At 51.2% G+C, this 14,335-nt stretch carries 7 protein-coding genes, 1 tRNA gene and 3 rRNA genes; 3 read left to right on the plus strand and 8 right to left on the minus strand.

Annotated features, from left to right (window positions below; translation table 11 throughout):
* Positions 1-114: 114 nt before the first annotated feature.
* Both pssA and GPJ68_RS18395 read left to right on the plus strand, forming a co-directional pair.
* Positions 115-1,470: a CDP-diacylglycerol--serine O-phosphatidyltransferase gene (gene pssA / locus GPJ68_RS18390; protein ID WP_003835350.1), complete on the plus strand. Its 1,356-nt coding sequence runs from the start codon at positions 115-117 to the stop codon at positions 1,468-1,470.
* Between the two features lie 32 nt (positions 1,471-1,502).
* The gene (locus tag GPJ68_RS18395; protein ID WP_019077413.1) at positions 1,503-1,838 is read left to right on the plus strand and encodes a YfiM family lipoprotein; all 336 of its coding nucleotides are present in this window, start codon (positions 1,503-1,505) and stop codon (positions 1,836-1,838) included.
* On the opposite strand, the gene GPJ68_RS18400 is transcribed toward GPJ68_RS18395, so the two are convergent.
* The 8 genes from GPJ68_RS18400 to rluD form a co-directional block, all read right to left on the minus strand.
* Positions 1,835-3,133, minus strand: coding sequence for an MFS transporter (locus tag GPJ68_RS18400; RefSeq protein WP_180836908.1), 1,299 nt, complete (start codon positions 3,131-3,133; stop codon positions 1,835-1,837). The two genes, GPJ68_RS18395 and GPJ68_RS18400, sit on opposite strands and share 4 nt — an antisense overlap.
* A 284-nt stretch (positions 3,134-3,417) precedes the next feature.
* Positions 3,418-3,533 (minus strand): 5S ribosomal RNA (gene rrf / locus GPJ68_RS18405).
* Positions 3,534-3,631: 98 nt separating this feature from the next.
* Positions 3,632-6,538, minus strand: a 23S ribosomal RNA gene (locus GPJ68_RS18410).
* A 220-nt stretch (positions 6,539-6,758) separates the two neighbouring features.
* Positions 6,759-6,834, minus strand: a tRNA-Glu gene (locus tag GPJ68_RS18415).
* A gap of 85 nt (positions 6,835-6,919) precedes the next feature.
* Positions 6,920-8,461, minus strand: a 16S ribosomal RNA gene (locus GPJ68_RS18420).
* Together the 16S, 23S and 5S rRNA genes with 1 tRNA gene alongside form the textbook arrangement of a ribosomal RNA operon.
* A 416-nt stretch (positions 8,462-8,877) precedes the next feature.
* Positions 8,878-11,451, minus strand: a complete 2,574-nt coding sequence (gene clpB / locus GPJ68_RS18425) for an ATP-dependent chaperone ClpB (RefSeq protein ID WP_016154061.1) — start codon at positions 11,449-11,451, stop codon at positions 8,878-8,880.
* Positions 11,452-11,580: 129 nt separating this feature from the next.
* Positions 11,581-12,312, minus strand: coding sequence for a purine nucleoside phosphorylase YfiH (gene yfiH / locus GPJ68_RS18430; protein ID WP_075847604.1), 732 nt, complete (start codon positions 12,310-12,312; stop codon positions 11,581-11,583).
* Complete coding sequence (rluD, locus tag GPJ68_RS18435) at positions 12,309-13,289, minus strand: 23S rRNA pseudouridine(1911/1915/1917) synthase RluD (RefSeq protein WP_016154063.1); 981 nt, start codon at positions 13,287-13,289, stop codon at positions 12,309-12,311. Before rluD ends, yfiH begins: the two co-directional genes overlap by 4 nt.
* Positions 13,290-13,420: 131 nt before the next feature.
* Here rluD and bamD point away from each other — a divergent pair, with 131 nt between their 5' ends.
* Positions 13,421-14,158 (plus strand): outer membrane protein assembly factor BamD, encoded by a 738-nt coding sequence (gene bamD, locus GPJ68_RS18440; RefSeq protein WP_016154064.1) that lies wholly within the window; start codon positions 13,421-13,423, stop codon positions 14,156-14,158.
* The last annotated feature ends 177 nt before the right edge of the window (positions 14,159-14,335 follow it).

The raw sequence follows: 14,335 nt of genomic DNA on the forward strand, positions 1-14,335 counted from the left end.
GTAAGGTACTGGAAATGTTGACCACATTAATAGGTACTGGTGGTATCATTACCCGCTTATGTCGTCTGCATAGCACAGAGGACCCTTCAATGAACAGAGAAGAAATGCACTGTGATGTTGTCAAAATTTAAGCGTAATAAACATCAACAACACCTTGCCCAACTACCCAAGATTTCTCAGTCAGTTGATGATGTAGATTTCTTTTATGCTCCCGCTAATTTCAGGGAGACTCTGCTGGAAAAAATAGCCAGCGCGACGCGACGGATCTGCATTATTGCGCTGTACCTGGAACAGGATGACGGTGGCAAAGGCATACTCGACGCGCTCTATGCGGCAAAACGGCAGCGTCCTGAACTGGATGTCCGGGTGCTTGTCGACTGGCACCGAGCCCAGCGCGGACGTATTGGTGCTGCGGCATCGAATACCAATGCTGACTGGTATTGCCGAATGGCACAAGAAAACCCAGGTATTGATATTCCTGTCTACGGTGTTCCGATTAACACCCGAGAAGCGCTTGGCGTCCTGCATTTTAAAGGCTTTATCATCGATGACAGCGTCCTGTACAGCGGAGCCAGCCTGAATGATGTTTATCTGCATCAGCATGATAAATATCGCTATGACCGTTATCAGTTGATTCGCAACGCGCAAATGGCCGATATCATGTTCGATTGGGTCACGCAGAACCTGATGAACGGTCGCGGCGTTAATCGCCTTGATGATATTAATCGCCCTAAAAGCCCGGAAATTAAAAACGACATCCGCCTGTACCGTCAGGAACTGCGCGATGCGTCATTCCATTTTCAGGGTGATGCGGATAATGAACAGCTTTCGGTAACGCCTCTGGTAGGCCTTGGAAAATCCAGTCTGTTAAATAAGACCATTTTCCACCTTATGCCCTGCGCGGAGCACAAGCTCACAATCTGTACCCCTTATTTCAACCTACCCGCTATACTGGTGCGCAATATCATTCAGTTGCTGCGTGAAGGCAAAAAGGTCGAGATCATTGTCGGTGATAAAACCGCCAACGACTTTTTCATTCCAGAAGATGAGCCATTTAAAATCATCGGCGCGCTGCCCTACCTGTATGAAATTAACCTGCGCCGTTTCCTGAGCAGACTGCAATATTACGTGAATACCGACCAACTGGTCGTGCGCTTATGGAAAGATGATGACAACACCTATCATCTGAAAGGCATGTGGGTTGATGATAAATGGATGCTGCTCACCGGCAACAACCTTAACCCTCGCGCCTGGCGTCTGGATCTGGAAAACGCCATCCTTATCCACGATCCGAAGCAAGAGCTGACTCCCCAGCGCGATAAAGAACTGGAGCTTATTCGCACGCATACCACCGTCGTTAAGCACTATCGCGACCTGCAAAGCATTGCCGACTATCCAGTCAAAGTGCGTAAGCTCATCCGTCGACTACGCCGTATCCGTATCGACAGATTAATTAGCCGTATTCTGTAACCAAGACCCCGTCAAGTGACGGGGTTTTTCCTATGGAGGCAACGGTGCGCTTGTTTATTCTTTTCAGTATCCTAGCCATTTCTGGCTGCAGCCACATGGCAAACGACCGCTGGAGCGGACAAGACAAGGCTCAACACTTTATCGCCTCCGCTATGCTCTCCGCAGCTGGAAACGAATATGCTCAACATCAGGGCAACAGCCGCGATCGCAGCGCGGCTATCGGCCTGATGTTCTCTGTCAGCCTGGGCGCATCAAAAGAGTTATGGGACAGCCGTCCCGCTGGGAGCGGCTGGAGCTGGAAAGACTTCGCCTGGGATGTTGCAGGTGCGTCTACCGGCTATGCGGTCTGGCAACTGGCACATCACTAGAGGCGCAGACCTTTCCCCTTCCCATGCAGCATCAGCGATACCAAAAATGCGACTATTGCCAGTGCTGTAACGTACCAGAAGAATGTTGTTTCCATACCGACAGACTTGAGGGATAACGCAACATATTCGGCTGAGCCACCAAACAGAGCATTGGCCACTGCATAAGATAATCCAACCCCCAGAGCGCGCACCTGTGCCGGGAACATCTCGGCCTTCAGAATACCGCTGATTGACGTATAGAAACTCACAATTAGCAAGGCACACATCACCAGAGCAAACGCCATATACGGGGACGTCACGCTTTGCAACGCTGTCAGAATGGGGACGGTGAAAATCGCGGCCAACGTGCCAAAACACAGCATTGAAGTACGTCGGCCAATTTTATCTGACAAGGCACCGAACAACGGTTGCACCAGCATAAACACACACAGTGCCGCCGTCATAATCCCACTGGCTACGTTGGCATGCATACCGGCGGTGTTAACCAGGTACTTCTGCATGTAGGTTGTGAACGTGTAAAAACACAGCGAGCCAGCAGCGGTAAAGCCAAGCACCATGATGAAGGCTTTGCGATTACGCCACAGACCTTTCAGAGAGCCAGCTTCTTTCAGCGCGCGAACGTCCTGTTTTGAGGTTTCATCCAACTGTCGACGTAACCATAACGCAACAATAGCCAGTACGGCGCCCAACGCAAATGGAATACGCCAACCCCACGATCTTAGCGCTGAGTCTTCTAACGTTTGCTGTAATATGACCACAACCAGCAGTGCCAGTAACTGCCCACCGATTAACGTCACGTACTGGAAGGAAGCATAAAAACCTTTCTTCCCTTCAACGGCTACTTCACTCATATAGGTAGCGCTGGTCCCGTATTCACCACCGACAGACAGCCCCTGAAATAACCTAGCCAGCAGCAATAGAGCAGGAGCCCAGGTACCGATGGTTTCATATCCCGGAAGACAAGCGATCACCAGCGATCCCATACACATCATACAAACTGACAGCAGCATCGACTTTTTACGCCCGTGCTTATCCGCGATGCGACCAAACAGCCATCCGCCAATCGGTCGCATCAGAAAGCCTGCAGCAAAAACTCCGGCTGTTTGTAAGAGTTGCGTGGTGGTGTTTCCTGATGGAAAAAAGATATGAGCAAAATAGAGAGAGCAGAAAGAATAGATATAGAAATCAAACCATTCGACCAGATTCCCTGATGATGCTCCGACAATCGCCCATATACGACGCCGAGTATCGCCGTCTGCCAGCGCCCCGTTCTCAGTTACACTGCTATCAGCCATTAGAATTGTACCCCTGCCAACGATTGCATTAATTTATCAATGGTGGTTGTGTCTTTTTTGGTGAAATAAATGTTATATAATTGTTATAATTTATTATGAGAGAAAGATCACGGTTTTCATTAGCAGAGAAAGGATTCAGATATGTTCGAGAAAGAGAAAAATCGGTTTGAAATAGAGTGGGCTTTTATGGGCTGGATAAAACGGTACGCTGCATCCGGCAGTTTTCACTCCCTGCAGACGCAAAAAAGCCCATCCGGCAGGATGGGCTTCTTCACTTATTTAATGCCTGGCAGTTCCCTACTCTCGCATGGGGAGACCCCACACTACCATCGGCGCTACGGCGTTTCACTTCTGAGTTCGGCATGGGGTCAGGTGGGACCACCGCGCTACAGCCGCCAGGCAAATTCTGTTTATCAACACACCTCTCGGGTCTGTCGATGTAATCTGTAATCAAGCTGAATTTCGATGTCTCATCCGCCAAAACATCTTCGGCGTTGTAAGGTTAAGCCTCACGGTTCATTAGTATCGGTTAGCTCAACGTATCGCTACGCTTACACACCCGACCTATCAACGTCGTCGTCTTCAACGTTCCTTCAGGACCCTTAAAGGGTCAGGGAGAACTCATCTCGGGGCAAGTTTCGTGCTTAGATGCTTTCAGCACTTATCTCTTCCGCATTTAGCTACCGGGCAATGCCATTGGCATGACAACCCGAACACCAGTGATGCGTCCACTCCGGTCCTCTCGTACTAGGAGCAGCCCCCCTCAATTCTCCAGCGTCCACGGCAGATAGGGACCGAACTGTCTCACGACGTTCTAAACCCAGCTCGCGTACCACTTTAAATGGCGAACAGCCATACCCTTGGGACCTACTTCAGCCCCAGGATGTGATGAGCCGACATCGAGGTGCCAAACACCGCCGTCGATATGAACTCTTGGGCGGTATCAGCCTGTTATCCCCGGAGTACCTTTTATCCGTTGAGCGATGGCCCTTCCATTCAGAACCACCGGATCACTAAGACCTGCTTTCGCACCTGCTCGAGCCGTCACTCTCGCAGTCAAGCTAGCTTATGCCTTTGCACTAACCTCCTGATGTCCGACCAGGATTAGCTAACCTTCGTGCTCCTCCGTTACTCTTTAGGAGGAGACCGCCCCAGTCAAACTACCCACCAGACACTGTCCGCAACCCGGATCACGGGTCTACGTTAGAACACCAGCCATTAAAGGGTGGTATTTCAAGGTTGGCTCCATGCAGACTGGCGTCCACACTTCAAAGCCTCCCACCTATCCTACACATCAAGGACCAGTGTTCAGTGTCAAGCTATAGTAAAGGTTCACGGGGTCTTTCCGTCTTGCCGCGGGTACACTGCATCTTCACAGCGAGTTCAATTTCACTGAGTCTCGGGTGGAGACAGCCTGGCCATCATTACGCCATTCGTGCAGGTCGGAACTTACCCGACAAGGAATTTCGCTACCTTAGGACCGTTATAGTTACGGCCGCCGTTTACCGGGGCTTCGATCAAGAGCTTCTCCTTACGGATAACCCCATCAATTAACCTTCCGGCACCGGGCAGGCGTCACACCGTATACGTCCACTTTCGTGTTTGCACAGTGCTGTGTTTTTAATAAACAGTTGCAGCCAGCTGGTATCTTCGACTGATTTCAGCTCCATGAGTAAATCACTTCACCTACATATCAGCGTGCCTTCTCCCGAAGTTACGGCACCATTTTGCCTAGTTCCTTCACCCGAGTTCTCTCAAGCGCCTTGGTATTCTCTACCTGACCACCTGTGTCGGTTTGGGGTACGATTTTGTGTTACCTGATGCTTAGAGGCTTTTCCTGGAAGCAGGGCATTTGTTACTTCAGCACCGTAGTGCCTCGTCATCACACCTCAGCGTTAGCAAGACTCCGGATTTACCTGGAATCTCCGCCTACATGCTTAAACCGGGACAACCGTCGCCCGGCTAACATAGCCTTCTCCGTCCCCCCTTCGCAGTAACACCAAGTACAGGAATATTAACCTGTTTCCCATCGACTACGCCTTTCGGCCTCGCCTTAGGGGTCGACTCACCCTGCCCCGATTAACGTTGGACAGGAACCCTTGGTCTTCCGGCGTGCGGGTTTTTCACCCGCATTATCGTTACTTATGTCAGCATTCGCACTTCTGATACCTCCAGCATGCCTCACAGCACACCTTCAACGGCTTACAGAACGCTCCCCTACCCAACAACACATAGTGTCGCTGCCGCAGCTTCGGTGCATGGTTTAGCCCCGTTACATCTTCCGCGCAGGCCGACTCGACCAGTGAGCTATTACGCTTTCTTTAAATGATGGCTGCTTCTAAGCCAACATCCTGGCTGTCTGTGCCTTCCCACATCGTTTCCCACTTAACCATGACTTTGGGACCTTAGCTGGCGGTCTGGGTTGTTTCCCTCTTCACGACGGACGTTAGCACCCGCCGTGTGTCTCCCGTGATAACATTCTTCGGTATTCGCAGTTTGCATCGGGTTGGTAAGTCGGGATGACCCCCTAGCCGAAACAGTGCTCTACCCCCGAAGATGAGTTCACGAGGCGCTACCTAAATAGCTTTCGGGGAGAACCAGCTATCTCCCGGTTTGATTGGCCTTTCACCCCCAGCCACAAGTCATCCGCTAATTTTTCAACATTAGTCGGTTCGGTCCTCCAGTTAGTGTTACCCAACCTTCAACCTGCCCATGGCTAGATCACCGGGTTTCGGGTCTATACCCTGCAACTTAACGCCCAGTTAAGACTCGGTTTCCCTTCGGCTCCCCTATTCGGTTAACCTTGCTACAGAATATAAGTCGCTGACCCATTATACAAAAGGTACGCAGTCACCCCATAAAGAGGCTCCCACTGCTTGTACGTACACGGTTTCAGGTTCTTTTTCACTCCCCTCGCCGGGGTTCTTTTCGCCTTTCCCTCACGGTACTGGTTCACTATCGGTCAGTCAGGAGTATTTAGCCTTGGAGGATGGTCCCCCCATATTCAGACAGGATACCACGTGTCCCGCCCTACTCTTCGAGTTCACAACACATGCACTTTTGTGTACGGGACTATCACCCTGTACCGTCGGACTTTCCAGACCGTTCCACTACCACACATGCTGATTCAGACTCTGGGCTGCTCCCCGTTCGCTCGCCGCTACTGGGGGAATCTCGGTTGATTTCTTTTCCTCGGGGTACTTAGATGTTTCAGTTCCCCCGGTTCGCTTCATTACGCTATGTATTCACGCAATGATAGTGTGACGAATCACACTGGGTTTCCCCATTCGGAAATCGCCGGTTATAACGGTTCATATCACCTTACCGACGCTTATCGCAGATTAGCACGTCCTTCATCGCCTCTGACTGCCAGGGCATCCACCGTGTACGCTTAGTCGCTTAACCTCACAACCCGAAGATGTTTCGTAAAACACTTCAGTGTTGCGAAAATTTGAGAGACTCGAACACACCGCTTTTCATTTCTTGTTTACGGAGAAATGAAACAGTGTGTCGTTTCAATTTTCAGCTTGATCCAGATTTTTAAAGAGCAAATATCTCAAACGAGACTCGAAAGTCTGTTTTGAGATACTTCGGTCGGCGACTTTCACTCACACATACCAGCAAGTGGCGTCCCCTAGGGGATTCGAACCCCTGTTACCGCCGTGAAAGGGCGGTGTCCTGGGCCTCTAGACGAAGGGGACACTGAAGTCTCAATCGCAAGACGCCTTGCTATTTACTTTTCATCAGACAATCTGTGTGAGCACTACAAAGAACGTTTCTTTAAGGTAAGGAGGTGATCCAACCGCAGGTTCCCCTACGGTTACCTTGTTACGACTTCACCCCAGTCATGAATCACAAAGTGGTAAGCGCCCTCCCGAAGGTTAAGCTACCTACTTCTTTTGCAACCCACTCCCATGGTGTGACGGGCGGTGTGTACAAGGCCCGGGAACGTATTCACCGTGGCATTCTGATCCACGATTACTAGCGATTCCGACTTCATGGAGTCGAGTTGCAGACTCCAATCCGGACTACGACATACTTTATGAGGTCCGCTTGCTCTCGCGAGGTCGCTTCTCTTTGTATATGCCATTGTAGCACGTGTGTAGCCCTACTCGTAAGGGCCATGATGACTTGACGTCATCCCCACCTTCCTCCAGTTTATCACTGGCAGTCTCCTTTGAGTTCCCGGCCGAACCGCTGGCAACAAAGGATAAGGGTTGCGCTCGTTGCGGGACTTAACCCAACATTTCACAACACGAGCTGACGACAGCCATGCAGCACCTGTCTCAGAGTTCCCGAAGGCACCAAAGCATCTCTGCTAAGTTCTCTGGATGTCAAGAGTAGGTAAGGTTCTTCGCGTTGCATCGAATTAAACCACATGCTCCACCGCTTGTGCGGGCCCCCGTCAATTCATTTGAGTTTTAACCTTGCGGCCGTACTCCCCAGGCGGTCGACTTAACGCGTTAGCTCCGGAAGCCACGCCTCAAGGGCACAACCTCCAAGTCGACATCGTTTACGGCGTGGACTACCAGGGTATCTAATCCTGTTTGCTCCCCACGCTTTCGCACCTGAGCGTCAGTCTTTGTCCAGGGGGCCGCCTTCGCCACCGGTATTCCTCCAGATCTCTACGCATTTCACCGCTACACCTGGAATTCTACCCCCCTCTACAAGACTCTAGCCTGCCAGTTTCGGATGCAGTTCCCAGGTTGAGCCCGGGGATTTCACATCCGACTTGACAGACCGCCTGCGTGCGCTTTACGCCCAGTAATTCCGATTAACGCTTGCACCCTCCGTATTACCGCGGCTGCTGGCACGGAGTTAGCCGGTGCTTCTTCTGCGAGTAACGTCAATTGCTGCAGTTATTAACTGCAACACCTTCCTCCTCGCTGAAAGTACTTTACAACCCGAAGGCCTTCTTCATACACGCGGCATGGCTGCATCAGGCTTGCGCCCATTGTGCAATATTCCCCACTGCTGCCTCCCGTAGGAGTCTGGACCGTGTCTCAGTTCCAGTGTGGCTGGTCATCCTCTCAGACCAGCTAGGGATCGTCGCCTAGGTGAGCCGTTACCCCACCTACTAGCTAATCCCATCTGGGCACATCCGATGGCAAGAGGCCCGAAGGTCCCCCTCTTTGGTCTTGCGACGTTATGCGGTATTAGCTACCGTTTCCAGTAGTTATCCCCCTCCATCGGGCAGTTTCCCAGACATTACTCACCCGTCCGCCACTCGTCACCCAAGGAGCAAGCTCCTCTGTGTTACCGTTCGACTTGCATGTGTTAGGCCTGCCGCCAGCGTTCAATCTGAGCCATGATCAAACTCTTCAATTTAAGTTTGATGCTCGTGAATTAAACTTCGTAATGAATTACGTGTTCACTCAGAGACTTGGTATTCATTTTTCGTCTTGCGACGTTAAGAATCCGTATCTTCGAGTGCCCACACAGATTGTCTGATAAATTGTTAAAGAGCAGTGCCGCTTCGCTTTTTCTCAGCGGCGCGGGGTGTGCATATTACGCCATCCCGCTACAGAGTCAAGCGTTTATTTTCGCCTTTCTCCGCTGACCCGGCGGTTTGTAATCCGTTGTTCCGTGTCAGTGGAGGCGCATTATAGGGAGTTATTTCAGGCTGACAAGTTAAAAATACAAAAAACTCATCAAGCGACTACTTTTCAACCATTACATTGATTTTTGCTTTGTTTTTAAACAAAAACGAGCCCCGCTGGGCTCGTTTATTGTCGTTTTGTGACTTACTGCACTGCCACAATGCGATCGTCATTCACTTCCAGCCGAATCGTTTTGCCTGGAATCAGCTCACCAGACAGAATTTGCTGCGCCAGCGGGTTTTCGATCTGTTGCTGGATAGCACGTTTGAGTGGACGTGCGCCATACACCGGATCGTAACCATTCGCACTCAGCAGTTTAAGCGCCTCGTCAGAGATATGGATTTCATAGCCACGCTCTTCCAGACGTTTGTACAGACGTTGCAGTTGGATCTGTGCAATAGAAGCAATGTGCTGCTCACCCAACGGATGGAATACAACAACTTCATCTATACGGTTGATGAATTCCGGGCGGAAATTATGGCTCACGACGCCCAGGACCATATCCTTCATGTGGCCGTAGTCCAGCTCGCCGAAGCGTTCCTGAATCAGATCGGACCCCAGGTTCGAGGTCATGATGACAACCGTATTACGGAAGTCGACCGTTCTCCCCTGCCCGTCAGTCAGACGACCATCATCGAGCACCTGCAACAGAATATTGAACACATCCGGGTGCGCTTTCTCCACTTCATCCAGCAGGATGACAGAGTAAGGACGACGACGTACCGCTTCTGTCAGATATCCACCTTCCTCATAGCCGACATATCCCGGAGGCGCCCCGACCAGACGAGACACCGAGTGTTTCTCCATAAACTCGGACATATCGATACGCACCATGGCATCATCACTGTCGAACATAAAGTTTGCCAGCGCTTTGCACAGTTCAGTTTTACCGACACCGGTTGGGCCGAGGAACAAGAACGAACCAATCGGGCGATTCGGATCGGACAAGCCAGCACGGCTACGACGGATGGCGTTAGAAACGGCTTCCACCGCTTCGTTCTGGCCAATCACGCGGCTGTGCAACTGCTGCTCCATACGCAACAGTTTTTCCCGTTCGCCTTCCAGCATGCGAGCAACCGGGATACCGGTCCAGCGCGCCAGCACTTCTGCAATTTCTGCATCCGTGACTTTATTACGCAGCAGACGCATGGTTTTGCCTTCAGACTGGGTGGCTGCTTCCAGTTGTTTTTCCAGTTCAGGAATTTTGCCGTACTGCAGTTCAGACATCCGCGCCAGATCGCCGACGCGACGCGCCTGTTCGATGGCGATTTTCGCCTGCTCCAACTCAGCCTTGATAGTTTGCGTTCCCGAAAGGGATGCTTTTTCAGCTTTCCACTCTTCTTCTAATTCAGAATACTGGCGCTCTTTATCGTCCAGCTCTTCGTTGAGCATATCGAGACGTTTTTTACTCGCCTCATCAGACTCTTTCATTAATGCCTGCTGTTCCAGTTTGAGCTGGATAATCCGGCGGTCGAGTCTGTCGAGTTCCTCAGGCTTGGAGTCAATCTGCATACGAATGCTGGATGCCGCCTCATCGATAAGGTCGATAGCTTTGTCCGGCAACTGACGATCGGCAATATAGCGATGAGACAGCGTAGCTGCCGCAACAATCGCCGGGTCAGTGATCTGCACATGGTGGTGCAGCTCATAACGTTCTTTCAGGCCACGCAGAATCGCGATGGTGTCTTCTACTGAAGGTTCGGCTACAAATACTTTCTGGAAACGACGTTCCAGCGCCGCATCTTTTTCGATGTACTGGCGATATTCATCAAGCGTTGTTGCGCCTACACAGTGCAGTTCCCCGCGTGCCAGCGCCGGTTTCAGCATGTTCCCGGCGTCCATTGCGCCATCAGCTTTACCCGCCCCAACCATAGTATGCAGCTCATCAATAAACAGGATGACATTGCCTTCCTGTTTCGAGAGATCGTTCAGCACGCCTTTTAAGCGTTCTTCAAACTCACCACGATATTTGGCCCCAGCCACCAGCGCGCCCATATCCAGCGCCAGCACACGGCGACCTTTTAAGCCTTCCGGCACTTCACCATTGATAATTCGTTGGGCCAGCCCTTCAACGATGGCCGTTTTACCAACACCTGGTTCGCCGATTAACACCGGGTTATTTTTAGTACGACGCTGCAGTACCTGAATGGTACGGCGAATTTCTTCATCACGCCCGATAACCGGATCGAGTTTGCCCTGCTCGGCACGTTCGGTCAGGTCGACGGTATATTTTTTCAAGGCCTGACGTTGGTCTTCAGCCCCCTGGTCATTCACGCTTTCACCTCCACGCATTTGTTCAATTGCCTGAGTGATATTCGCGGTCGTCGCACCTGCTGATTTTAGTAAATCGGTCAGCGTACCGCGTGACTCAAGCGCCGCCAGTACGAACAGTTCTGACGAAATAAAGTTGTCCCCACGTTTTTGCGCCAGCTTGTCGCAAAGATTCAGTACACGCACCAGATCCTGAGAAGGCTGCACATCACCGCCGGTACCTTCTACCTGCGGCAACCGGCTCAACGCCTGGTCAATGGCTGTACGTAACTGGCCAGCGTTAATGCCAGCAGACGTTAATAAAGGACGTACCGATCCCCCTTCCTGATTCAGCAAGGCGCTCATTAGATGAAGTGGTTCGATGAATTGATTGTCGTGCCCCAATGCGAGTGACTGGGCATCGGCAAGAGCAAGCTGGAATTTATTAGTAAGACGATCCAGACGCATAACTCCTCCCATAACAGGTCAAAATTGCTACTGGAGATTAAATGAGGTCATCCCTCAATTATTCAAGGTGAATGACCTGAATTATGTGAAAAGAAAATTACACGTACCGGATCGTCTTGATTCTTTAGGTTATATCAGCCAAATAAAACTTGCCATACGACCCGTGGTATTGTCGCGACGATAAGAGAAGAACGTCTCACTTTCGCTGAAGGTGCAACGGTCGCCGCCGTAGATGTTCTCTACTCCGATATTTGCCAGACGCTGACGCGCAAGCTGGTAAATATTCGCCAAATATTTATCGCCATGCGGTACAAATGCGAGGACCGCTTGCGGATCTTTCGCCATGAACGCTGCGCGAACTTCTGCTCCCACTTCAAACGCGTTCGGGCCAATCGCCGGGCCTAGCCAGGCAATAATGTTTTCAGGTTTGTCGGCAAAACACGCCACCGTCTCTTCCAGCACGCCGGCGCATAATCCGCGCCAACCCGCATGTGCCGCCGCGACTTCCGTTCCTGCGCGATTGCAAAACAGCACCGGCAGACAGTCGGCCGTCATCACTGCACACACGGTGCCCGGCGTGTTGCTGTAAGAAGCATCCGCACGTTTGGAGGCGTAAGGCTCGCCGGTCAGTTTCAGGACATCCTTACCATGGACCTGCTCCAGCCAGACTGGCTTTGACGGCAGATTGCCCGCAGCAAACAGCCGCTTGCGGTTCTCTTCAACATGCTCCGGGTTGTCGCCGCAATGGGCGCCCAGATTCAGCGAATCATAAGGCGGCATGCTAACACCGCCAATACGGGTAGAACTACACGCAACAACACCTTGCGGTATCGGCCACTGCGGGACAATTAGCTTACTCATAGCCAGGCAATATCATCCTTATGTTCTTCGAAATCAGCGCGCATCACTTCAATCAATTGCACCATATCTTGTGGAATCGGTGCGTGCCATTCCATTTCGATACCTGAAATTGGGTGATATAAACGCAGCATAGTCGCGTGCAGCGCCTGACGATCGAACTTACGCAGCACGGAGATAAATTCGTCAGAAGCGCCTTTCGGGGGACGCGGACGACCGCCGTAGACCTGATCGCCCACCAGCGGATGGGTGATATGCGCCATGTGCACGCGGATCTGGTGCGTACGTCCGGTTTCCAGACGCAGCCGCAGACGCGTGTGCACACGGAAGTGTTCCATAATGCGATAGTGCGTCACCGCCGGTTTCCCCATCGGGTGTACCGCCATGTGCGTACGCTTGGTCGGGTGGCGGCTAATCGGTTCCTCAACGGTTCCGCCTGCCGTCATATGACCAATCGCCACGGCTTCGTACTCACGGGTAATTTCACGCAGTTGCAGCGACTCCACCAGACGCGTTTGCGCCGGAACGGTTTTTGCCACCACCATTAATCCAGTCGTGTCTTTATCCAGACGGTGCACGATACCAGCACGTGGAACATCCGCGATTGGCGGGTAGTAATGCAGTAATGCATTCAATACCGTGCCATCAGGATTACCGGCCCCCGGATGCACTACGAGGTCACGGGGTTTGTTGATGACAAGAATATCGTCATCTTCATAAACGATATCCAGTGGGATATCCTGAGGTTCAAAACGAACCTCTTCATCAATTTCTGCAGTGATGGAGACGCGCTCTCCACCCAACACTTTTTCTTTCGGTTTATCGCAAAGATTGCCATTTACCAGTACGCGCTGGTCAAGGATCCATTCTTTTATGCGCGATCGCGAATAATCAGGGAACAATTCGGCCAAAGCCTGATCTAAGCGTTGACCGAGCTGATTTTCGGAGACTGTTGCGGTGAGTTCTACTCGTTGTGCCATAAACTGCTTCTTCGTTTAACGTTGGGTTTTACGGCTTTGCCGTTTAATATAGTGTGCTATTGTAGCTGGTCTTAACCGGGAGCAGGAACAGAGAATCTCCCGTAAAACATTTTGAGGAAAGTCAAAACGTCATGACGCGCATGAAATATCTGGTGGCAGCAGCCACGTTGAGCCTGTTTTTGGCGGGTTGCTCTGGTTCAAAGGAAGAGGTGCCCGATAATCCGCCAAATGAAATCTACGCGACTGCTCAGCAAAAGCTGCAGGACGGTAACTGGAAACAGGCAATAACGCAATTAGAAGCGTTGGATAACCGTTATCCATTTGGACCGTATTCTCAGCAGGTGCAATTAGATCTCATCTACGCCTACTACAAAAACGCCGATCTGCCACTTGCTCAGGCTGCCATCGATCGTTTTATTCGTCTTAACCCGACACACCCTAACATTGATTATGTCATGTATATGCGTGGCCTGACCAATATGGCGCTGGATGATAGCGCACTGCAAGGATTCTTTGGTGTTGATCGCAGCGATCGCGATCCGCAACATGCCCGAGCTGCGTTTAATGACTTTTCCAAACTGGTACGTGGCTATCCAAACAGCCAGTACACCACCGACGCCACCAAACGTCTGGTATTCCTGAAAGACCGTCTGGCGAAGTATGAATATTCCGTTGTGGAATACTACACTGCCCGCGGTGCATGGGTTGCCGTGGTAAACCGTGTGGAAGGCATGCTGCGCGACTTCCCGGATACCCAGGCAACACGCAATGCCCTGCCGTTAATGGAAAATGCTTATCGCCAGATGCAGATGAATGCGCAGGCAGAAAAAGTAGCGAAAATCATTGCCGCCAACAGCAGCAATACCTGATTTATCTCAGAATGCAAACGGCAGCCCAAAGGCTGCCGTTTTTTTATCCGTAAACGTCACAACTGAAGCGGTTTAGCTGCAACGCATCTCATCAAATATGGCCTGCTTTCAGGTATTCCTCAAGTAAAAAATCGCTTGTTCCTGCGGTGCCTCACAAAAAGGTTTTCTTGACAAAAA

The sequence above is a fragment of the Citrobacter sp. 172116965 genome (assembly GCF_013458095.1).
Classification (GTDB): Bacteria; Pseudomonadota; Gammaproteobacteria; order Enterobacterales; family Enterobacteriaceae; genus Citrobacter; species Citrobacter braakii.